Source organism: Paraburkholderia sp. EB58 (genome assembly GCF_050436665.1).
In the GTDB taxonomy this organism is placed as follows: Bacteria; Pseudomonadota; Gammaproteobacteria; order Burkholderiales; family Burkholderiaceae; genus Paraburkholderia.
In genome coordinates, this window is sequence record NZ_JBNDMQ010000010.1 from 211,268 (window position 1) to 233,912 (window position 22,645).

General features: G+C 59.4%; 19 protein-coding genes. 7 read left to right on the plus strand and 12 right to left on the minus strand.

All coding sequences use genetic code 11. The features are described from left to right. The first annotated feature begins 17 nt into the window (after nt 1-17). Nucleotides 18-1,430, plus strand: coding sequence for an MFS transporter (locus tag P3T40_RS17400; protein WP_429269019.1), 1,413 nt, complete (start codon nt 18-20; stop codon nt 1,428-1,430). 54 nt (nt 1,431-1,484) lie between these two features. Here P3T40_RS17400 and P3T40_RS17405 read toward each other — a convergent pair whose 3' ends face one another. The 12 genes from P3T40_RS17405 to P3T40_RS17460 form a co-directional block, all read right to left on the minus strand. Further along, a complete protein-coding gene (locus tag P3T40_RS17405; RefSeq protein WP_429268961.1) occupies nt 1,485-2,396 on the minus strand; it encodes a LysR family transcriptional regulator in 912 nt (303 codons plus the stop codon). 144 nt (nt 2,397-2,540) lie between these two features. After that, nucleotides 2,541-5,309, minus strand: coding sequence for an Hsp70 family protein (locus P3T40_RS17410; RefSeq protein WP_429268962.1), 2,769 nt, complete (start codon nt 5,307-5,309; stop codon nt 2,541-2,543). A 5-nt stretch (nt 5,310-5,314) separates the two neighbouring features. Then, entirely contained in the window at nt 5,315-7,162 is a 1,848-nt protein-coding gene (locus P3T40_RS17415; protein ID WP_429268963.1) for an Hsp70 family protein, read from the minus strand. Then, entirely contained in the window at nt 7,159-7,749 is a 591-nt protein-coding gene (locus tag P3T40_RS17420; protein WP_429268964.1) for a DUF2760 domain-containing protein, read from the minus strand. The genes P3T40_RS17415 and P3T40_RS17420 overlap by 4 nt, the downstream gene beginning before the upstream one ends. A 622-nt stretch (nt 7,750-8,371) precedes the next feature. Then, complete coding sequence (locus P3T40_RS17425) at nt 8,372-9,805, minus strand: MFS transporter (RefSeq protein WP_429268965.1); 1,434 nt, start codon at nt 9,803-9,805, stop codon at nt 8,372-8,374. 133 nt (nt 9,806-9,938) lie between these two features. Beyond that, nucleotides 9,939-11,492: a phage terminase large subunit gene (locus P3T40_RS17430; protein ID WP_429268966.1), complete on the minus strand. Its 1,554-nt coding sequence runs from the start codon at nt 11,490-11,492 to the stop codon at nt 9,939-9,941. Between the two features lie 3 nt (nt 11,493-11,495). Further along, the gene (locus tag P3T40_RS17435; RefSeq protein WP_429268967.1) at nt 11,496-11,795 is read right to left on the minus strand and encodes a hypothetical protein; all 300 of its coding nucleotides are present in this window, start codon (nt 11,793-11,795) and stop codon (nt 11,496-11,498) included. An 88-nt stretch (nt 11,796-11,883) separates the two neighbouring features. Then, the gene (locus P3T40_RS17440) at nt 11,884-12,513 is read right to left on the minus strand and encodes a hypothetical protein (protein WP_429268968.1); all 630 of its coding nucleotides are present in this window, start codon (nt 12,511-12,513) and stop codon (nt 11,884-11,886) included. Next, nucleotides 12,510-13,121, minus strand: a complete 612-nt coding sequence (locus P3T40_RS17445) for a hypothetical protein (protein WP_429268969.1) — start codon at nt 13,119-13,121, stop codon at nt 12,510-12,512. Before P3T40_RS17445 ends, P3T40_RS17440 begins: the two co-directional genes overlap by 4 nt. Before the next feature lie 720 nt (nt 13,122-13,841). Then, nucleotides 13,842-15,470, minus strand: a complete 1,629-nt coding sequence (locus P3T40_RS17450) for a VapE domain-containing protein (protein WP_429268970.1) — start codon at nt 15,468-15,470, stop codon at nt 13,842-13,844. Nucleotides 15,471-15,791: 321 nt separating this feature from the next. Next, nucleotides 15,792-16,289: a hypothetical protein gene (locus P3T40_RS17455; protein WP_429268971.1), complete on the minus strand. Its 498-nt coding sequence runs from the start codon at nt 16,287-16,289 to the stop codon at nt 15,792-15,794. Between the two features lie 47 nt (nt 16,290-16,336). Then, nucleotides 16,337-16,624, minus strand: coding sequence for a hypothetical protein (locus P3T40_RS17460; RefSeq protein ID WP_429268972.1), 288 nt, complete (start codon nt 16,622-16,624; stop codon nt 16,337-16,339). A gap of 531 nt (nt 16,625-17,155) precedes the next feature. On the opposite strand from P3T40_RS17460, the gene P3T40_RS17465 reads away from it, so the two are divergent. The 6 genes from P3T40_RS17465 to P3T40_RS17490 all read left to right on the plus strand — a co-directional run bounded on the left by P3T40_RS17465 (nt 17,156) and on the right by P3T40_RS17490 (nt 22,607). Beyond that, nucleotides 17,156-17,650 carry a hypothetical protein gene (locus tag P3T40_RS17465; protein WP_429268973.1) on the plus strand — a complete coding sequence of 165 codons (495 nt, stop codon included), beginning with the start codon at nt 17,156-17,158 and terminating at the stop codon, nt 17,648-17,650. 320 nt (nt 17,651-17,970) lie between these two features. Beyond that, entirely contained in the window at nt 17,971-18,258 is a 288-nt protein-coding gene (locus P3T40_RS17470; RefSeq protein WP_429268974.1) for a hypothetical protein, read from the plus strand. Then, complete coding sequence (locus P3T40_RS17475) at nt 18,255-18,677, plus strand: hypothetical protein (protein WP_429268975.1); 423 nt, start codon at nt 18,255-18,257, stop codon at nt 18,675-18,677. The genes P3T40_RS17470 and P3T40_RS17475 overlap by 4 nt, the downstream gene beginning before the upstream one ends. 5 nt (nt 18,678-18,682) lie before the next feature. Next, complete coding sequence (locus P3T40_RS17480; RefSeq protein ID WP_429268976.1) at nt 18,683-20,806, plus strand: hypothetical protein; 2,124 nt, start codon at nt 18,683-18,685, stop codon at nt 20,804-20,806. 4 nt (nt 20,807-20,810) lie between these two features. Next, nucleotides 20,811-21,704 (plus strand): baseplate hub protein, encoded by an 894-nt coding sequence (locus tag P3T40_RS17485; RefSeq protein WP_429268977.1) that lies wholly within the window; start codon nt 20,811-20,813, stop codon nt 21,702-21,704. Between the two features lie 210 nt (nt 21,705-21,914). Then, nucleotides 21,915-22,607 carry a hypothetical protein gene (locus P3T40_RS17490; RefSeq protein ID WP_429268978.1) on the plus strand — a complete coding sequence of 231 codons (693 nt, stop codon included), beginning with the start codon at nt 21,915-21,917 and terminating at the stop codon, nt 22,605-22,607. The last annotated feature ends 38 nt before the right edge of the window (nt 22,608-22,645 follow it).

The following is a 22,645-nucleotide window of genomic DNA, read 5'->3' on the forward strand; positions in this document are numbered from 1 at the left end:
CCTTCAAGGAGATGGAGATGTCCGTAGCCGCACAAAATGGAGCCGCTTTGCCAGCAGTCGACCAGAAACAGGTGATGGGCGCGGTGTTTGCCTCATGCCTCGGATGGGCACTCGACCTGTTCGATCTGTTCGTGCTGCTTTATGTGGCGCCGGTTGTGGGGCGATTGTTCTTTCCATCCGAACATGCGATGTTCTCGCTCGCCGCGGTCTATGCGTCATTTGCGGTGACGCTGTTCATGCGTCCGCTCGGCTCGGCCTGGTTCGGCTCTTACGCTGATCGGCACGGCCGCAAGGGCGCGATGATCTTCGCCGTGGTCGGCGTCGGCCTGTCGACTGCGGCGTTCGGCCTGCTGCCGACTGTCGCGCAGGTGGGGCTGATTGCGCCGCTGCTGTTTGTTGTCCTGCGGCTTGTACAGGGTGTGTTTGTGGGCGGCGTGGTGGCCTCGACGCATACCATCGGTACCGAGTCGGTTGCGCCCAGGTATCGCGGGGCGGTATCGGGATTGATCGGCGGTGGCGGGGCGGGGCTCGGTGCGTTGCTAGCCTCGCTCACTTTTCTCGCGATGTCGGCGCTGTTCCCGGGCGAACAGTTCGACGTGTGGGGCTGGCGCTGCATGTTTTTCACCGGCATCATCAGTTCGATGCTCGGACTCTTCGTCTTCAACAGTCTCGAAGAGTCGCCGCTGTGGAAGAAGCTTGCCGCTGAGAAGGCTGCCAAAGCGGCTGCGGCTGCGGCTGCGGTTGTGCAACGCGACGGCAATAGCGGCAACAGCAGCGCGCCTGTCGAGATTGTGCGCTCGCCGCTGCGCACGCTGTTCTCAAGGGACTACCGCTCGATCCTGCTCATCAACCTGTTGCTGACCATCGGCGGCGGCAGTGGTTACTACCTGACGTCAGGCTATCTGCCGACCTTCCTGAAGGTGGTGAGCCATGTGCCGAACAACGCGGCGGCTGCAATCCTGATGATTTGCAGCATCGCTGTACTGGTTGCGTCGGTTGCGGCTGGCCATCTCAGCACGTTTATCGGTCGCAAGAGCGCATTCATCTGGATTGGCCTGATCCGGCTGGTTGCGTTGCCCGCGCTGTTCCTGCTGCTGCCCACCGCGCAGAGCATCACGATGATCGGTATCTATGCGGTGGTGCTAAGTGCGCTCGGTAGCGCAGGTTATGCGCCGATCCTGATCTTCCTTAACGAGCGGTTCCCGACAGCGATTCGTGCGACCGGCACGGGTCTTTCGTGGAATATCGGCTTCGCCATAGGCGGGATGATGCCGACCGCCGTCTCGCTCGTCGCCAAAGATGCAAGGGAGTTGCCGCTGACGCTGGCGATTTTTGTGGGCGCGATTAGCGTGATCTTTATGGTTGGGGCGTTTGTCGTACCGGAGACGCTCGGTAGGCTCGATAAGGGCGTAGCCCGTGAGGCGGTGTAACGCATACTGAGGACACCGCACGAGTGCGGCCTCCAGGAGGCAGCATAACCTGCCTCAGCGACCCGGCACGCCAGTCGTCACCCGGCGAATCTCGTCAGTGATGATTTCGATCAGCGCATGGGCTGCCGGTCCGAGCGGCCGCTTCGGGTGGCTCACGCGAATGATGTGCCGCACGATCGGCGGCGAAGCGATCGGATAAGCGCGCAGCCGGCCTTCGTCGACCTCCCGCTGCACGACGACACGCGGCAGGATCGTCGCCACCTGGCTCTGCTCGACGAACTGCACAATCGTGCTCAGCAGGTCGATTTCGAACGCCGGTTTGATGACGATATCGGCCGCCATCAATTCCGCATCGAGCACGCCACGCAGGCCGTTGCGTCGAGTGGGCAGCACCAGTTCGACGGCAGGCAGATGCGCGAGGTCGATTTCTGCGGGCAACTCGACGCCGTGTGCGGCGCTCGTCACGAACACCATCTCTTCGTCGAGCAGCGGCACCACATCGAGCGAGAGGCGCCCGCGCGGTTTGTTGATAATGGCCGCATCCAGCCGGCCAGCTTCAACGGCGTCGATCAACTGCGCGCTGAACCCGTCAGCCACCGAGACTTCCACTTGCGGAAACAGCGCGTTGAACTTCGCGAGCGACTCAGGCAAAACGCTTTGCGCCTCGGACGCGACCATGCCGAGCGAGACGCGGCCGGTGACGATCACGTCGCGCTGGCTCAATTGCTCGCGTGCATGGTCGATGTCGCGCATGATCGGCGTATAGAGGCGATACATGAGACGCGCCGCGTCAGTAGGGGTCATGCCGTGCGGACCACGTTCGAAGAGCTTCTGGTTCAGTTCGGCTTCGAGCTTCGAGATCTGCATGCTGAGCGCGGGCTGCACCATGTTCAGACGTTTTGCCGCGCGCGTGACGGAACCGTCCTCGAAGAGAGCGATGAAATACTGGATTTGCCTGAGATCCATAAGCCCGAAAGCGCAACGTGCAGGGTTGGTGGAAGCTTCGAGTGTAATCGCTCGCGTGCATGTGTGCGCAGGTGTAGGTGCGCGTGCACGCGTATACGCATGCTGCTTGGCGCGCCTCGCTGGACGTGCATTAAGCCCATGCCGTCAGCCTATCAGCTTGAGCCCCGGCGGCAGCGATTCGCCGAATACACGTCCCTCGTCGGCCTCGTCGAGTTCGACGGTCTCGCGCACCATCGTGATCCAGTTGGCCGGCGCGTGCGCGGTTTCGAGCCGTTTAATGACACTTCCCCGAACCTCATCGGAGAGGTCGCGCGAGCGGTCGCCGGTCATGCGCGCAATCTGCACGGCAGCGAACGCGGCTGGTTCGACCTTCTTCCAGTCGAGCGCCAGAATGGCGTCAAGCCACTTCACCGCGACCTCCGGCGGCACGACGCTGTGCGCGCTGCCGTAGAACGGCCGGCGCGCACCGATGCGGCCGACCGCCCACCACCCCTGGTGGTTTTCAGCAGGCTTCCTGAGCCGCTCGATCAGCCTGTCGCCGAGTTCGATCTTGCGTTCCGCTGGCACCCGTTCGAGCGACGCTTCAAGGCGCACCATATCGGCGTAGCCGGACTTCGCGGGATCGAACGGTAGCTTCGAGCGTGCTGTGCCGACGGTCTGCATAAACGCCACCGCGTCGAGCACATCGAGCTGCTCGCTCTCGCCGAGACCGCCTGCGGCGCGGCGCCACAGCGTCCACCATTCCGACCACACCTGGCTGTCATTGATGTATTGAATGCCGTCGTCGAATAGTGACCACAGTTGTTCGACACGCCATTCGTCGAGCGGGTAGCCGAATCCTGGACGCATGCAAAAGCCGGCCAGGTTCAGCCAGAGGCGTTCGTGATCCGCCGAACGGCGCCGCCGTTTGGCGCGTTCCCACAACGCATTGAACAGCTCGCGCAGGAGGGCACTATTCCAGGTCGCACGCGGGCCGAGAATCTGCTCCAGTTCCGCGCGCGTGCGTTTGACCTCTTTGGAGTCGACTTTCTGCGAGCGCGAGCCGAAGGCGCGATCGATCAGTTCGAGCGCGCGGGGCAACGCCGGATGGGGCGCTTCACCGGAGACGGTGACTTTGGCCTCGCCACGGCGCAACTGGAATTCGAGCAGCCAGCGCTGTGCGGCGTCGCTGGCGTCGATACAGTGCACTTCGAGCGTGCCCACTTCAGTGAGCGAGGCGACGAGCTGGACTGGGGTTTCGCCGGACTGGCTGGCTTCGCGTGGCGGCACGACGGTGGCGATTGGCGGCAGGCGCACGAATTCGCCCAACGGTAACGCGGCGAGTTCACCCGGTTGCCACTTCGTATCAGATACTGAGGAAACCAGATGAAACTGAACCGGATGCCCAAGTCGTAAAGCAAACGTGCGGTCTGCGAGATGAATCTCGCGGCCTTCTTCAGTGCCGCGTGGCAGCACGCAGACACCGCGCAGCGCCTCGCCATCCTCATCAAGGACGAGGAAGTAGCTGCGTGGCGAACCGCCGCCGATCCGCGGTGCGTGGCCTTCACGCGCGAGCGCGTAGGCCACTGCGCCGCGCGCGACCGCCACGTCGGGGTTGTCGTTGTGCAAGACATGCAGAGACTCACCGCGCCATGTGCCCAGCGTAGTGGCGAGACGTTCGGTGAGCGCCTCGGCACGGAACACGCCGCCGTTAAGCAGAAGCGTATCGGGCACGGGTAACGCGTCGTCGTGAGCGTTCCCTGTTGTGCCTAAGGCTTCGCGCGATTGCGCTGCCAGGCGGCTCAGAAACGCGGCGACGTGCCGCGTAATCGCCGGATCGTTCGCATAGGGCAAGCCGAATTCCACGATCGCACCTCGCGGTCGTCCTGGCCGCGCATCCGCGGAAACGCTCGGGAAAAAACCGTCGACGATGATCTGCTCGACTTCCTGGCGCGTGATTTCGGTCGTCCGCGCACCGCCGATCAGCTTCGACCCGGCGCCCAGCAACGTAATCGACGCTGAGTCCGGTGCAGCAGCGCCGAGCAGTTGCTCTTTTGCGCCTCGGCAGCGTTCGACGAGTTGCGAGAGGCTCGCCGCCGACAGGCGCGACTGCGGCGTCGACAGCCGGCTCTCGGCGAGATGCGCCAGCGCGAGGTCCATATTGTCGCCGCCGAGCATCAGGTGGTTGCCCACGCCGACTCGCGTCAGTTGCGGCTGCCCATCCTGCATCTGCACCTTGATGAGGGTGAAGTCGGTGGTGCCGCCGCCCACGTCGCAGATCAGCACGAGGCGCGTGTCCGCCAGTTCGGTGCCAAGCGAGCCGCGATGCCGGAACAGCCAGTCATAGAAAGCCGCCTGCGGCTCTTCCAGCAGCCGCAGCTTCGGCAACTGCGCCATGCGTGCCGCTTCGAGCGTCAGGGCGCGGGCGCCGTCGTCGAAAGAGGCGGGCACGGTGAGCACCACGTCCTGCTGTTCGAGCGGGGCGTGTGGAAAGCGGTGGTTCCAGGCTGCGCGCACATGCGCCAGATAGCTAGCGCTGGCGGTGACCGGTGAGACCTTGTGGGTGTCTTCGCTGGCGCCCCAGGGAAGAATCGGCGCTGTGCGATCGACGGAGGCGTGCGAAAGCCAGCTTTTCGCGCTGGAGACGAGCCGCCCCGGCACCTGCGCGCCGAGGCTGCGCGCGAGCCGGCCGATTACGACGGGGTGTTCATCTTGCTTCGGCGCAGCCGGCCACGGCAGTTGCAAATCCCCCGCGCTCAGTTCCCCAGGCGCCGCGTGATACCGCACCGACGGCAGCAATGGCCGCGCAGCGACTTCGCCGGGACTGACGAGCTGGTCGATATCGAAGACGCGGATGTCCTCGGACCCCGCCTCCCCATACGCGACGACCGTGTTGCTCGTGCCAAGATCAATCCCGACGATGTACTGCTTCATCTCGTTCAGGCGTTGGCGTTGCCGCGTACGTCGAACTCGACTTTCCAGCGTTCGCCGGTGCCGCGAGGAATCGCTTCCAGTTCGAGCGTACCGGCCTCCGTCACGCGCGCGTGGAGCCTGACCGCGACAATTTCGCCTGGGCTGCGGCCCTCGGGCGGCAAGGTGGCCTGGATCTCATCGAGTTCCTGCAGTTCTTCCGGCGACCAGTAATCGAGCAGCGTGCCAACCTGATCCTGCCGACGCACCGACGAACCGAAGAAGCGGAAGTGCACCGGCTCGCCCACCACGAGGCCGAATTCCTGCGCCGGCAGTTCCGCCTCGGTGCCTTCTTCCATGCCGAAGGGTGCCACACAGAGCGCTTGTATTGGCGGCTCGAGGCCGGGTACAGCGGGCATGGCGGATTCGACCGCGATATAGAACGCCCGCGCAATGCCGCCGCGAATCCGCACGCCCTGGCCGCGCTTCACGTAGCCGTAGTAGGCTGCGCCGCGTGCGACGGCGAGGTCGAGATCCGCGCCTTCCAGCAGACGCGCAGGCGCCGCGCCTTCCGCCGCGAGCCAGCCGTTGAGCGTCTGCAGAATGCGCTCCACCAGCAGCGGCGACTTGAACACGCCGCCGTTGAAGAGCACGGCGGTGGGGTGCAGGAAGCTGGCACCTTCGGGCTGCGTGCTTTGCAGTCCTTCGAGTTCGGCGAGTGCCGCGACCTGGCGGCCGAGGAACGCGGCCAGATGACGTGTGACCGCCGCATCCTGCGCGTACGGCAAGCCCAGTTGCGTCAAGCCGGCACGCGCCCGGCTCACCGGACGCGCGGCGCTATCCACTTGCGGGAAGAAGCCTTCGAGGATCGTCTGCGTGAGTTCGGCGCGCGTGAGTTCGGTACGGATCGAGCCGCCGATCAGCTTGGCGCCGCGGCTCGGCACGACGAGCGGCACGGCGTCGGCGGTAGCGTCTGTGAGGAGCGTCTCCTTGGCCGCGCGGCAGGCGTAGGTCAGCGCGCGCAGTTGCCACGGATCGGGCTGCGTGCCCTGGGCGGCCAGCTTGCGCGCCACCACGTGCGCGAGCGCCAGGTCCATGTTGTCGCCGCCCAGCAGGATATGCTCGCCCACTGCGACGCGATGCAGTTCGAGGTTGCCCTCGCGCTCGACCACGGCGATCAATGACAGGTCAGTGGTACCGCCCCCGACGTCCACCACCAGGATGATGTCACCCACACGCACCTGCTTGCGCCACTGGCCGCCGCTCTTCTGGATCCAGCTATACAGCGCGGCCTGCGGTTCTTCGAGCAGTGTCATGCCTGCGTAGCCGGCGGCCTGGGCCGCTTCAGCGGTCAGTTCACGTGCGGCCGGATCGAACGACGCGGGGATCGTGACGGTAATTTCCTGTTCGCTGAACGGCGCGTCAGGATGCACATGGTCCCAGGCTTCACGCAGATGCGTGAGGTAGCGAATCGAGGTTTCGAGCGGCGACACGCGGGTCACTTCAGGCGGCGCGTCGTTCGGCAAAATAGCGGCGCGGCGATCGACGCCCGAGTGGCACAGCCAGCTCTTGGCGCTCGACACGAGTCGGATAGGCGTGCCCGCGCCGCGGCTGCGCGCCATTTCGCCTACTGCGAAGTCGCGCCCGCCTGTCCAGGGCAAACCGAGGTCGAACGGCGCGAGTTCGCTCGCGTGCGGCAGATAGAGGAACGAGGGCAGCAAGGGCAGATCGTCGATCGTGGCCGGTGCGGTGAGCTGCGTGATAGGCAGCACGTCCTGAGTGGTCTTTTCGCCGTCGCTGCCGGCGAAGTCGACATACGAGAGGGCGCAATGGGTCGTGCCCAGATCGATGCCGATCGAATAACGCGGATCGCTCATAGTTCCACCTCAGCCGCTGCAATGACGGACGCGTCGTGGCTGGCTGCCAGCCTCGGCAGACGCACGTCCGCGACGCGCCAGCCGCGATGGCTGAGGCTGCCGGTAAACGGCGCCTTGCCGACCACGTTGCCGGTCAGGCGGATGGCGGTGGCGTCGAAGCCTTCAGGCAGCGTCACACGGCTGCCTTCGGCTTCCTCACGCACCGGACGAATCGTGAAATGCTCGCGCAGCACCGTACGGCAGCCACCATGCACGACACGGGCGGCGGCGCCGATGTCGGCGTCCGAGTAGCCCGCCACGTCTTCTTCGACGAAGTCGATAAAGCGCGCATCGCGCTGCAGCAGCCCCAGAAGCTGGAGGGCGGCATCCGGCGTCGCCTGCTGCAGCGTGGGCGCTGCGGGTTGAGGCGCAGGTGTGGGGGCAGGCGCAGCAACGGGTGCAGGCGTGGCCACCGGGGCGGCCGTGACGGGCGCGCCGCTGCGCAGGCGCTGTACGCGGGCGGCGAACTCGCCGTCGCCCAGAATGCTGAAGAACGTTCCGACGGCTAGCGAAATCCTGCCTAGGAAAGACACGTTCGAGTCGGTCATAAAGTGGCTCCTGAGGGGCTCTGTTACAGGACGAGCTGTCCTCGGGCGATGCCGGCGCGAGCCGGCATCGCCGCGGGTTATCGGGTCGCGGACGTCGATGTGCGAAGGGGCCATCGATTGGCCTGGTGGCCCAGATTGGGCACGGCCCAACGGGCCTCATCCCGTATTTTACCTTTCGGGCGCGGCGGCATCGGCCAAAGGCCGCAATGGGGTGCCGAGGAGGGTGGTCAGTCGTGGGGCCAGGAGCCTGCGAAGGAAGTGGCAATGCTACCGTGATAGAGCGCACATACGCGGCATTGACGCCGTGCTGAACTGACGTTGACGCCAGATCGATTGACACGGAGCGGCGTCAAGGTCGGGAAATTACTCATGAAGTATTCAGAACATTGGCCGATAAAATGCTGACGCATTCGTAATTGGCTAGGTCACGCGGCGGTTGGCGCCGCAATTCACACCCGGACCGAGCCGGAAACGAACGCAACCGGTCTCAGATGTTGGCCGGTACCTCATTACGAAGCTCGCCTGTGCCGCGTGGTTGAAGGTTAGGCCAAGGTCAGGCGGGCCTTATTTTTTGCGCGTTGCTGCAACGCGCCACGCAAGCGGCCGCAGCCGCTCAACGCGTTTAGTCGACCGCGACGCCATAGGCTGGCGCACTATCCGCAGCTTCAAGCGATGCCAGCGATTCGAGTGCGAGTCCCTTCGTTTCAATCCCCATCATCCACACTGCGAGCGCAGCGACTGCAAACGACAGCGCGCCCAGTGTGAAGACGCCACCCTGACCGAACACCGGCAGCACCACACCTACCGCATACGGCCCGATCAGCGAACCGACCCGGCCGATCGCGGAGGCGAAACCCGAACCCGTTGCGCGTGCACCCGTGCCGTACAGCTCGGGCGTGTAGGTGTAGAGCACCGCCCACATGCCGAACAGGAAGAACTGCATCAACAGTCCCGCACAGATCAGCAGGCTGACGCTGTCTGCATGCAGCGCGGTCTGTCCGTAGAGGAACGCCATAACCCCGCCGCCGACCAGCGAAACGATGCAGGTTGGCTTGCGTCCCCAACGTTCGACCAGCCACGCTGCGCACAGGAAGCCAGGTACGCCGCCCAGCGAGATCAGCATCGTATAGAGCACCGATTTCGTCACGGCGAAACCGGCTTGCTGCATCAGCGCACCGAGCCACGACGTGAGGCCGTAGAAGCCGAGCAGCGCGAAGAACCACAGCAGCCAGACCATGATGGTGCGCTGGCGGTACGCCGCGCTCCAGATCTCGCGGAAGGCGCCTTGCGTTGAGGCGGACGCGGGCTCGGCCAGCATCGACGGTGCGGGCAACGACGTGAGACCGTTTGCCTTCATCACTTTCGCTTCGATGCCGATGAGGACGGCGTCCGCCTCAGCCGGCTTGCCGCGATGCTCGAGCCAGCGCGGCGACTCGGGCACGACGCGGCGCACGATCAGCACAAACACGGCTGGAATTGCGAGCAGCGCGAAGACGGTGCGCCAGCCGAACTGCGGCAGCACGAAGTACGAGACGATCCCCGCCGTGATGAAGCCGAGTGGCCAGAAACCGTCCATCAACGCTACGAGCCGCCCGCGTGAGGCGGCGGGGACGAACTCGGAGAGCAGGGTCTGTGCAATCGGAAACTCCATACCCATGCCGATACCGAGCAGCACGCGATAGAAAATCAGCGCGTCGACCGAATGCGCGGTCGAACACAGATACGACGCGATGCCCCACAGCACCATGCTCCACTGGAACACAGGACGGCGTCCGAAGCGATCAGCGAGCAGCCCCGCGACAGCCGCGCCGAGCACCATGCCAAAGAAGCTTGCACTCGCAACCAGTCCGGCCATCGCGCTCGACAGTTTGAATTCGGTCTTGATCGAACCGAGGACGAAGGTCATCGTGCCGAGGTCGATCGAATCGAAGAAAAACGCCGCGGCGATGATGATGAAGATGGTCCGGTGATAGCCGGAAAACGGCAGGCGCTCGAGACGCGCAGCGGCACTGGGACGGGCTTGAGGTAAAACGCTGGGCGAAGCGGCGCTCGACATGACATCCCCTGAATGGATGGTTCGAAGACCTCAATACCCGGTTAGGTCCGAGGCCCGGTTCCTTTCAGTGGAATCCGGACCCTTACCGGGCAAGGCTTGTTGCGTCAAAACTACACTTCAGACTATACCTGGACTACCCGAAGAATCCCGCTGCGGCCTTCGTATCGTTCGGCGGCGTGACGGACATTACAAGCGCGTCAAGCAGGTTAGGCGACTTGAGCCCGCGCTTGTTTTTCATGTCGTCTTTCGACTCGACCTTTTGCTTTCCGTTGCTCTGCTGTTTGAGCGGCTGTGCGATCTCCGTCATAAGCTGGCGCAAGGTCTCTTTCGCAATCTTGCCACTGATCGAAATGCATTGGTCCGGGCGCATCTTCACGCCGTACTTCACGGCAAGGTAGGTATTGCGGAAGAGCGGCGCCAGATCGCCAAGCATAGCCTGTGCGCGAGCGTTCAAAAACGTTTCTTTATTCGTGTTGAATCGGCCGTCGGCGAACTTGACGAAAGGTTTGTCCGGATCGCGCACGCCAAGGGATGCATTGAAGCCGCCGATACGGACGCGGTTGCCTTCCGGATCACGCAGCGTGTCAAGGTGTGCGAGCGAGTCGGCGCCGATACCGCACACGTCGACGGTCAACCGGCAACCATTCCCGACCCGCGCGGCCGTCGTGAATGCCTTTTCAAGTGAGCCGCGCATTTCGCCGGTTGACGTGGGCCACTCGTCGGCGCCGTTGATCACGCGGCCGATGCGGGTCACTGTCGCGCATTTGTCCGCGCCGCCATTGTTCAGGTCGAGTCCGACAGCGGCCGTCGACGCATTCACGCCAAACGCCTCTTCTTTCGACCATCCCAGTGCAATGTGTGCGTCGATCGTTGCGAGCGCGTGTTTCAGTGGGATACAGGCCGCGCTACCTGACGTCAATGCCTGGCCGCCGAAGACGTGCAACGCCTGCGACGGATCACGACCGTAAAAGGCGTAAGTCGCCTTCAGAAACTCACGGTTCAGGTATAGATTCTGGTTGAAATTGATAAACTTCAGACAGCGGTCTTGAAGCGCTCCGACGGTCAAATGCTGGTGTGCGAACGACAAAAACTGATCGGGGTTATAGCAGGCGACAATGCGCGCGCCGGCCTTCCGGATTGTTGCTTCGATCGTTTGCAACTGCTCTTCGGAAATGTCTTCCGTTTCTTCCAGGAAGACGATCGATACACCTTCCATCGATTTGACCTGAGAGATATCGTGCGCAATGCCGAAGAAACGAAACGTCGTGCCGGTCGTCTTGTGGCGAATCAGCGTTACCTGAATGTCGAACTCATCCGACCAACCGGCCTGTTCGATCACCAGTTCGAGCAGCGGCTTCACGCTCGACGATAGCTTGTTCTCATACGTGCGACAGCAGAGCACGACGCCAAGGTGATACGAGCGCGCAAGAATCGCCAATGCCTGGGCCGCAAAACGTGACTTGCCGGATCCGCGCCCGCCGGGTAGCACGATGTAACGCGAGCCCGTCGACAGAAAGACGTCGAGCAAGTGCGGGCTGATCGTAAAAGCGCTGTCGTTTGCCGGCTCACCACTCCACAAACCGGCGTTGATCTTCTCGCTGATTTCAAGGCGTTCGATTAGCGCGGCCGGTGTTGTGGGGCGCGTCGCCGCGAGTACGTCAGGGATGATTGCTCTGAGCGCGTGCATGATTTATCCGTGGACGCGAATCCGGCTCGCGCGTAAGGGCGGCTCGACGTGAGGCGCTGGCCGTGTCGGCTCAAAGTACTGCGCATGGTTGCCGTGAATGCGCCTGGCTTTTGCCTGGTCGGATTCGGCCGGCGCGGGTTCGTTCGTTGTCTCGACTACGGCCGCGACTTGCGCGACTTGCGCGACTTGCGCGACAGTCTCGTTACCCGGTAACGGTGCGACTTGCTCGACGGCTTCGGGCTCGACATTCGCCGCGCCGGCCGGTGTGGTTTCGTCTTCGTCGATATCGTCAAACATGCTCATTTTCGTGATCCTGTGTAACTCTGTAGTGTAGTTTTGGCCGCGAATCAAGCCGGGTATGGTGTGCGCAATCCCACTGTAGGATTACGCGTCAATCTTCGCCTTCGCTTGCCATCGCGCGCCAACGCTCCGACGTGAAATCGACCGTCTCGCCGTCGTCCGCCAGTCCGAGAATCCGCGCGACGGCTTCCGCTGCATTCGGTTCGAGACTCGGCGCGTAGTCGTTTCGCATGCCGTCGAGAATTCCGCTACTGGACGGCCGGCAGGGTAGCGGCAACTCCGCAAACAGCAGAATCCACAGGATCACTACGCCCTTGTCGTCTTGTGCCTTGAGCCATTGCTTCAGGGCGGGTGGTGCGGCCTTGAACGAATCGCGATCGGCGAGACACATGCCAAGGGTCATTCGCTGCTGCGGCGTGAGTGTCGCAAGCTCTGCAACCAATGCGTCGACGCGGTCACTGTCGCGCGATACTTCAATGGCGAACTTGCGCACTGCATGCGGATCGGTAAGCGCCGTATGCAAACCCAGGCGGTCTAGCTCTTTCGGCGATGGGTCGACGTCGAGCGGTGCGTATTCCTCGGCGAAGGAAGCGCCGTCAAGCTCTACAGCGTCATCGTAGCCAAGTGCCAATGCGGACATGAGGCGACGCGCTGCAAACCGGCCTGCGCGCTCTTTGGTCGATTTGATCAGCGCGACGTCTTCGGGCGTGAAGTCGATCACGGCGCATCACCCAGGAGTTTCTTCGCCATGTCTCGGAACTGCTGCGCGGTCGTGCTCGCTGACTTGCCGTTGATCTTGATATCGAACAAGGCCGCGAGCGTGTTGGCTGCACTCATCACGTCGGACGATCGCGAGCGCGGATTGTTGGCGATCCGAAGCAATGCCTCGACGTATCCGCCGGCCGTGAATGTCGACGTCAGGTTGGCGTCTCGTTGCGCGCGCGCTGCGTCAAGGATCGACTCAAAAGCCGGATCCGCGTCCGCGTGTGCAATGAACTCTTCGACGTCTTCAGCCTTCACGCCCGCGCGCCGTGCAGCGGTGTACGCGTCGATACCTAGGACGAGGCGCGATGCGTACGCGTCATAGCGCAACGTGTAGTCGAGTGTGGCGCCGTGCTCGATCTCCGCTGCTGCCTTTTCCCTGAACGCGCGCACGAACTCGGACGTTTCCATAGCCTTGATCCATTGCACAAGGCTTTGAGTCGGGACGCCGCACGCCTGAGCCACCTTGATATCGGTCAAGCCGCTGGCGCGTGCGTCGAGATACTGGCGCGCGGTCTCGCGGTCGATCGGCGGGGCTGTCGTCTTCGGTTTGGCTGTCGTTCCCATGATCGGGTCCGCTTGTGGTGGTATATGCGCGCGATTTTAGCAGAAATTGAAATGTCAAGGTGAATTATATAAGTGTTAACCCGTATATGATCTTTTGGTGGAATCCTCACTAAGGAATGCGATTGACCGTTCTTAAAGGGGTTGGTATGGAAACTACACTGAACTACACCGGAACGACCGTTTTGAGGCGTCGACGGCGGATCGATAGGTGGGCGTTAGACGGGCTCGCGCGGGTTGGTCGGTACGCTGGCATTGCCGCGAGTGTTTGAACGGCGTGGCGGGCGTGTGGTGAGCCGCGAGCGTTGGTTAATGCAGCGGTGCGGGCCGCGCAGGTTCTGATACTGCAAAGCCAAGTGTTTAGATTACGCCGTGAAAGGTAAAAACTGAGCAAACCGGAAAACTGAGTATCGCCGCAGAGCTAGTCAGTTTTCAGAAAGCCGCGCCAGCAAAGGAGTACAGACTGATAACTGAGTAACTGAGTAACTGAGAGAGAGAATATATTTATATAAAAGAAAACGTATGTATATGCTCTAGTCAATATCGTCTCAGTTTGCTCAGTTCTCAGTTTTCGCCCGGAAACCCTTACTGGTGGCGTCTCCAAAACTGAGAAATCGCTTCCTCAGTTTGCTCAGTTTGCTCAGTCTTAACGCGTCGCGTTAAACCACCCAAGCTCGCGGCAAGAAACAAGAAAGGAGCCCGAAAGCTCCCTTGTTGATCATCCTAGAACCCTGCGGCCCGCGTCGCTGCCTTTCCGCTTCCGGGACCTGTGTCGACAATCTCGCCGTCTGACTCATACTCCCGATCGCCTAACCGCGAATTGAAGTCGTCAATGGTCGGAAAGGCCTTGAACACATAACCTAGATATCCTTTGGAGTCCGTATGTTCTTCGCCGCCTAGCGCGTTCATTTTGTTTTTCAGGTGTCGCCAGTTCGGCTTAAGGGTTGGCAACTGGTCATGAAAGAAAATCTTTAGATCGGTCGTGCCGATCCGTACAGCTTCTTTCCCGCCGATCTTGAATTTACACACGGCCTTTTTCGGGCAGCGCTTCAACACGTCGACTAGGTGAGTATCAAAAACGTCGTCGGCGATCGTGCCGCGATCCTGCGCCATCTCGGACACGCTCCACTCGAAAACCATCTTCGACACCTGTCGAACGTAGTGCCGGTAATCGTCGGCGCCGTTGATTTCAAACCATACCTTTGCTTCCGCGAGCAATTGCCACAGGTTTTCGCGGATCAGGGCGAAATTGCACATGAAATCCGCTTTCCATTGCTGTTTGCCGGCGACGTCAGGCAACTGGCCGCAGAATATCGGGAAGAAGCGGCGCGAGCCAGTCTCATCACGAAGCAGACCTTCATAGCGGTTCGCATCCATGACCGTGACCCACTGGCGCCCCTGATGCACTACGCCTTCGAACTTATGGTGGAACTTGTCGTGTGTGCGCGTAATGAAGTCTTTGATCTTGTTCAGGTCGCCGCGACCGAATCCGGTCATTTCGCCGACGGATGCGACCACTGAGTTACCTGTGATTTCACGCAGGAAGTCGATTTTGCCGGCACCTAGATCAAGCTGCACGCTGTCGGCTTCTTTGTCGCCCGTGATCATCCGGGTTAGCAGCTTGCCGAAATAGGACTTTCCGCAACCCTGCGCGCCGATAAGGGTAACGACAATCGGCGCCTCTTCACCCGGATACATTACGCGGCCGAACAGTGACAGAAAGAAGTAGTGCGATATCTCGCGGTTCATTTCGGTCTTCTCGCATCCGAACATTTTTTCGAACGCGTATTTCATGCGCGTCTCGCCATCCCACTCGGGAATGCGCTTTTCGACCCTCACGCAAAGATCGTTCTGACGTTGCCGCAGGGCATATGCCCGAACCGCGTCGATTACTTCCTTAAGCTTGAGCTTTTTTAACCCAATTGCTTCGAACGCGTCGAGATACGCCGTACCATCATAGAAATCATCCATGATGACGCCGGCATGGTCGACGATGCGGCCGCGAAACTCGTCGAAGTGCGGCTTTGCTTCCGCGCCCTTGAACAGATAGTCGAGCACAACCCGTTTGTTCGTATCCGTCGGCTCAGGCACGGCAATGAACATATCGCCCATCCGGACCTTCTTCACATGGGCGAACTGGATAACGTATTCTAGCTCTTTGGCGCGCTCGGCAATGTCGACGATCTGCATGGCCGTTTCAATGATCTTTTCGCGCTCTATTTCAGCCAGGTCGCGGCCGGCGCGATTGACGTCCGCAATGTTTTGCGCCTCATCGCCGAGCGCCTGCATTTCAAGCTGAAACTCTTCCGAGTTCACTTCGTCTTTAGTCGGGGGATTGAACTTCTTAGCCATGATGTGCGACCCCCGAAAAAATGTTCAGGAGTGCGGCTAAATTCTTGATTTTGCGCGTGCAAATGCGCGGGTAAAGATGTACCATTAAACCCTCAAGTCGTTTATACCCGCCTACAGAGTTCGTGCTCTAAGCGGGTATTTTTTTGCCTGCTGCTGACGATCTCGCCGCGCAGTCGTGACCGGATCTGGTCACTGTCTTTCTGCGAAACAAGCATTTCTGGCAAGCGGCAATTCTTGAGGGTCCAAGGACCGACGCCAACAGCGTACTAGGTGTTTACCCTTATTGCAAGACGTGTAAATCGTTCATTTACTGAACGGTGTTCAGTTTCCTCTAGTCATTTTGCGATACATGTCGAACATAAGCCGGATATCGCCGCGCGCCTTGTCTAGCTCATTGGTTGCGTCCCGCTCAAGTTCGTCGAACGCATTGGAAAAGCAGAACGCGGCAATCTTGAACAGTTCGAGCTTTGATTCTGTGACGTCTTCCAATACCAGGTCCGACATTCCTTTCTTTCGAAGTGCGTGCAGAAACACCATTGCGTGATCTTCGGCTGAAAGACACGAACCATATACCCCGTGACTGCTGGCGATCACTTCCCGCGCGATATCTCGGGAAAGGTCTTCGATTGCTTCGACATGCTTGCCTTTCGACTTTTTGATGTTTACCGCGTCGCTGACTTCGCCCGTCTTCCTGTCTGTGTATTTCCCGATATTGCGGTAAAAATGAGGAATCGCCGCGCCACCGAAAGCCAAATATCCGTAACCCTCTTCAATCGCGTTGATCAGTTCGCGAATATACGGCGCGTTGTTGATCTGCAATTCGTGCGTATATTGAGCGATCGCCCGCGCGCTTAGTCTCGGCTTACTCATTTCTCTTCCCCTTTCAGTTTCGCCGCGTAGGCTTCGCGATTGGCCGGATGAATGAAGCGCTCCGGAATTTTGAACGGCACTTCGCCGTGCGCAACGACGTGTTCCATAAACAGACGGATAAGCGGGCTCGCGCCAATGCCGATCCGAAAGATTGATTTGACGAACGCCGCGTGCAGTTCAGGCGATACGGACGCGCCAACAAAGGTTCGTTTGCCGCCGGCCGCGCTGCCTTCGGTAATAGACGTCACGTATTCCGTGAGCGCTTTGGATTTCGTCTTTGCCATGATGGTTAGCCTTTGCGGTTGAGTAGCCAACGCGCGAACTCCAGTACGTCATACGCACAGAAGCCAACGCAGATAAGGTGAGAGGCGGTCTCGATCACGTTAGTAGTCCATATTGAACCCATGGCGCGGTCGCGATACAATCTCATGTGAAGCCGTGCCATGGATGCGGGGTTTCAACAGAAGGGCCAGATATCTTTTCCGGGATGCTGGCCCTTCGCCGTTTGTGCCGTCGATTTTCGTCGACCGCTTGCGAGCGAGTATATCGGTTAGAAAGTTAAACGCAACGCAATGTATCCTCACGCGAGTTGTCTACTTCCCGCAAAGCACCTGTCGCGCCTAGGTTCGCGACCCGTCCGCTATTGCCTTATCGTTCCCCAAAGATCCCGCGTTAAATCAAAGTTGCAAAGTTGGATAATTATATTTATTTTTCGACTTTGCAACGTATTGATTATGGGTGATGCGTAGGGTTTAATGGCCCCACTGCGTCATTTTAAGTGACGATCAACCCCCACCACACATAGGACTCCTACAATGTTTAACAAAATTCTGATCTCGGCGACGGGCTCGACTGAATATACGCCGGCCGAAGTGTCGACCGTTCTCGAACACGCTATTTCTCGTCGTGACCTTCTCACCTACGCAGCATTGCGCCTGTGCGGTCACGACACGGTCGCAGCGGCCTGCGCGGCGTTCGATGGTATCGAGGGGTCACCCGAAGCGCTCGGGGCCGTTGGCGCCTTCTTTGAGAAGGATCAAGCGGAACAGTTCGCCGCGCTGGTCGACCATGCACACACAAAGCTTCCGCCGCAGGTTGTTCGTTTGGAATGGAAGCGACTGCAACATGCGGCCGGTGTAGCAGCTAACGACAGCGCGTTAGCTTTCCGTCTCGACTCGATCACGTGCGATCCGTTTCCTAAGCATCGCGCAGAGCGTGCAAAGGCCCGTTTCGACGCGCTGGTTGAGTCGAAACGCACTGACGGCAACCGGATTGCGTATCCGGGTATCGGCCGGTCGACGGGGTACTGATTGTGTCGAACAAATCGAAACTTGTCGACCTTACCGATTCCGTCTTGCTGGCGGGGCTTCGCAAAACGAAGTGGCGCAACGAGATTTCGGGCGAAAGGTCGTGCAGTCGTGTTGCGCTGGAAGGATCGTTAAAGGGATCCGTTATCCCTGCTGTTCACGTGCTCGACGCACACTTGCGGCGACTGCTACCCGGATCCGCGCGCTTTGCCGGCGGATTCGCAGGGTCGCGTGTGATCGTAATGGGCCGCGCGCACAAAGCGATCATCATGAGCGATCACGCACCGTTCGAACTTGCCGAAACAAAAGAGGGGTCTTAAGCCATGGACGCGCTTGAACTGAAGCTAACGGTGTCTACGGCTACCCCGGCCGGTATGACTCACGACAAACTTTTTATGTACTCGTATGAGGCGTTCGAAGCTTCGGCGAAACCGTTCGGAATCAAACTACCGTCGAAGCGTGAACTGTTCGCACAGTTGCGCGCCGAACTCGGCTTTACTGATGCACGTGTCGGAACGGAGCGGCGAATTGCATGCACGTTTGACGCCTTCAAGGCTACTTTGGTTGCGCTTGGCCAGGAAGGGACTGCACTTCGTGAGGCGCACAAATGAGCCAGCGTATCGAGACACACATTTTCGCAGACGCGGCCGGCGCATCGATCGAAGTCACGTCGAGCATTGCGTTTCGAAAGTCTTTCTTCGTAATGCCTACGGACCTGGTAGACGGGCCGTGTGCGCGCGAAGTGAAATTCTATGATGCAACGATGCTTGTCAACGGTACGTCGAAGACAGTCGAGGCGTGCGATATCACTTTGCACGTGCGGCCTGAAACTGAAGCCTGTAAAAACCTGATCGCGATCACGCCAACACCAATTTTCGCCGGCCACAGTCACAAATTTGTCGAGTGGGTCGAGCTAGAAATCAACTTCAGCAAAGAACTCGAAATCATCCTGTCTTCTGGTGTTCTGGTGCGCACGGTACGCCACGCAGACGACTACGAATTCTCTTTCACCTTCACACAAGGGATTTAAATATCATGAGTGACGATCTCGACAAGTTCGTTTTGCAATATTCCGTAGAGCTAAAGGACTCTATCAAACGCCTGGAAAAGCTTCAGACGGCGATGGACAAGACCGAAAAGACGAGCGGCAAAGCGTCGACCGGCGTTAAGGACTTTGCGAGCGGCGCGGCCGGCGAACTTGATCGCATGGTGCCGGGTATCTCGAAACTGACTAGCGCGGTAAGCGGTCTAGGTGGTGAGTTCGCCATCGCCGCGAGTGCTGTCGCTGCGCTTGGCGTTGGCATCAAAAGCGTAATGGATTTGCAATCGCAGTTCAATCAGCAGCGGCAAGTGGGTATGCAACTGGGCGTGTCCGGTGTACGCGTCGAAGACTATCAACGCGCGTTCGCCAAGGGTTCGGGCGGCCGGGTATCGCGTGAAGCCGCGCTGGAAAACATTCAGGGATTTTCCAGTAACGCGAACGATGCGTTTAAAGACCTGTCGGGCGCCGGCCGTATGAAGGCAATGAAGTACGGTGGCGTAGACGTCGGATCGTTCGCCAACCCGACGGGTATCAATGACGAACTGAAACAGTACGCGACGTTTCTTCAGGGGAAAAGCGGCGCGGAAGTGGAGTCTAGCGCATCTGTAATGGGGGTGTCGAAAGACTTTGCTTTGACGCTTCAGAAGATCGGGCCGGCGATCGGCGATATGAACCAGATGACGCAAGCCGAAATCACACTTCGTCAACAGTCTGAAGACAGCCTCGCAAAGTTCAATACCGAACTCGGCCAGTTCAAGGCCGATATCAACGAGCTAGAAATTTCTCTCGGCGAAAAACTGTTGCCGGCCGCTGACAAGTTTGTCGGCGCGATCGCGGCGATCGTCGATGCAATGAACAAGCTCACTTCGCCCAACGCGCCGGCCAAGGGGAAGATTGTTAACGGTCACTTTGTGCCGGATGCGCCCGAAGCCGATCCGACCGTGCGCACATACAATAAGGGTTTGTATGAGATTCGGAACGGACGCCGAGTAAACCTTCCCGACCCTTTGACGCCGGCTCAGATCGCTGCACAGACCGCCAAGAGTGCCGAGGCAACTAAAAAGGAAAACGAAGCAAAGAATAATTTCGCTGATAACCTCGACGCTGATCAGAAGAGTGCCGCGCAACTAGCTAATCAGCAGGCCCTTGCAATCGCAGCATTCTCTTCGGCAGTCGGCACGTTTTCAGGCGCCGTAAGCCAGGCTCAGGCAATCGCCGCATGGGCGGGCAACGTCGGCCAACAGGGCGGCGTTAAGGGTGCGAGCGGTACGGCTAGCGGTTCGCGCGGCCTGAAGAATAACAACCCCGGAAATCTCGAATACACCCCGTTTGCGAAGGCGCACGGCGCGACTGGCACTGACGGCCGCTTTGCAATCTTCCCGTCAATGGAAGCGGGTGTTGCTGCACACGCAGCACTACTCGATAGCGGCTATTACTCGCAGGGGCTCGACACGCCGCGCAAGATCATCGACAAGTACGCGCCGGCAAAAGAGAACGATCAAGGCGCGTACTTGTCGTTTCTGAAGTCGCGCGGCTTCGATCCAGACAAAGTGATCACGGACAAGGCTGGCTTTAATGCCGCGCAAATGCAATACGAGTCCGGATACGGGCGCAAGGGTATCGGCCAGTCGCCGGGTGCCGGTGGCACAGTGGGAACAAGCATTGCGTATAACGCGGTCGCGCAAATTCTTGGTGTCGATCCTGTGCAGTTGCGCACAGGGGGTATTAGCCGGTCTGATACTGAATTCGGTCTTGACAACGCAGAGCGCGGCGCACTCAACTCGGAACAGATCGCAAGGCAACACCTTGCCAGCGGGAGCGTAATGACCAACGTTCAACGCGGCCAGTTCAACGATCAGATCCGCAATGCGCAACAACTGATCGCCGCAATGGAAAGCAACCGTACCGCCATGCTCGCCGCAGCGTCAGGAAATTCAAGCTTTGCAGCGCAGCGGCCGGGTGCGGGTGCTGGCGTGCCGATCACCATTAACAGCACGATCAACGTAGCCGGCGCGGGAGAGATTGACGCAGCAGAACTGGCCAGGCGAATCGACGCACAGTTGAATACTCATCTTTCGAACGCACTCAATTCGATCACGAACGGGATCTCGGGATAACACCATGCCATTAAAACAGCGCGTTTTGCGGGCCGATATTACTCTTCCCAACGCAGCGGGATCTTCAATCACGCTCGACCAAAGCCTTGATATCAAGGTCAAGCTAAGTAAAGCGGTCTTCATGAATCAGCAGATTTGCGAGATTGTCGTTACGAACCTGTCTGCGTCGCTTCGTGAGTCGCTTCTTAGTCAGATAACAGCGTTCAACAGGCGCAACGTTGAAACGGGAGTTGTTACGGCCGGCCTTTACGCTTCGGTCTCGGTCACGGCCGGGTACATTCAACCCGGTACGCCTCCGCAAATGCTAACAACTACCATTTTTACCGGCCAGATTGTTCGATGCGATCCCGTCGGCGAGCTTCCAAACCTGGCTATGAAGCTCACTTGCTATTCGCAGCAACTAATCAAAACGCAATTCATGACACAACCGCCGGGGTCTGCGACGTTTGGCGGTTACTGTCAATGGGTGGCCGATCAGTTGGGCCTTTCCCTTTATCTCAACACGTCTAAAGCCGGTCAGAAAGTAACCAATCCCGGCGCGGCGAATCAGTCAATGGGGCAACTGCTTCCCGAGTTGCAGCGGTTCTACTATCCCAACGTAGTAGCGTGGATTGATAACAATACGCTCTACGTATCGGACGCAAACAAGGTTGTAGCTCAAAACGGAACCGTAGCGGTAAACGAATTTGTTAATGGCTTTCCAGTCTGGACCGACTACGGCGTAACTTTCGGTTGTCTGTTCAATCCTAGCATTTTCGTTGGTTCTGCATGCATTTTGAAGTCGACAATGAACCCCAGTCTAAACAATGTCGGGTACGTCGTCACAATGATCGAATACGACCTGACGTCACGACAGGATGCGTTCGATATGAGAATTCAGGCGGCGCCACCAGCGTAAAACGGAGAATCGACCCGCGCCATGGAATCTATAAGGAATTTTGGGGCGTACCACGGATATGCTCTAACGCTTACGCGGCGCGGCTTAAAAGAAAGAACGCCTTTAATGGTCTCTTTTTAAGGGTTTAAAACGTCATTTTTAATGACACAATCTAGTCAACAGATCGCGGCTCTAACAGGCCGCACAAACACACTCTAAGGAGTACTTGAAATGAGCAAAGAACACATGACCCGCGCTGAATGGAATGCCGCGAACAAGGGCGCCCCTGCTGTCGTGAATGCCGGTTTTGACGTTGGCGTTCGCACCACGCCGCGAGTGAAGCCGGATGGCGCGCGTAGCGTCGAACCGGGTTACCGCAACAACGGATCCTCGCAACGCGCGGGTCCGGGTGAAACTAAGGCCGCCGGCACGTTCAAAATGAGCGGAAAGCTGGCGGCCAAAATGCTCGACTTCGCGAATACGCTCCACGCGACCGCGAGCGTCTATAAGAAGTCCCGCGACGCGCGCGAAGTGATTACCACGGCAAAGGATGCCGGCCAGGAAGTAACAGCGGATCTTGATATCCTGACCGAAAAATGCTGGCAAGCGGCCGTCGAGGCCGTACAGAATGTTTTGGCGCAATTTTCCGGCTTGGTTGGCGAGATCAACGAGGAAGCCGCAGCGCAGGCCGATACAGTCGGTCAACCTGACGCGGAAGGCGTTGTTGAAACGAACAGCGGCGAAGTGCCGCGATCGTTGGACGCCGCGACGCTTGCTAAGGCACTGGAAAAGAAACGCGCCGTAATCGATGCAGCGATTGCAGAAGCGGGGAACCAGAACGCCGTACGTCGCGTATGGGGTCTCCCGGCGGTCAACCTGAAGGATGATGAAGCATATAAAGCCGTGTTAAACGCCGGCAAGTAATCGAGTACTCGCGGCGCCAGAACGGGCCGCCTTCAATC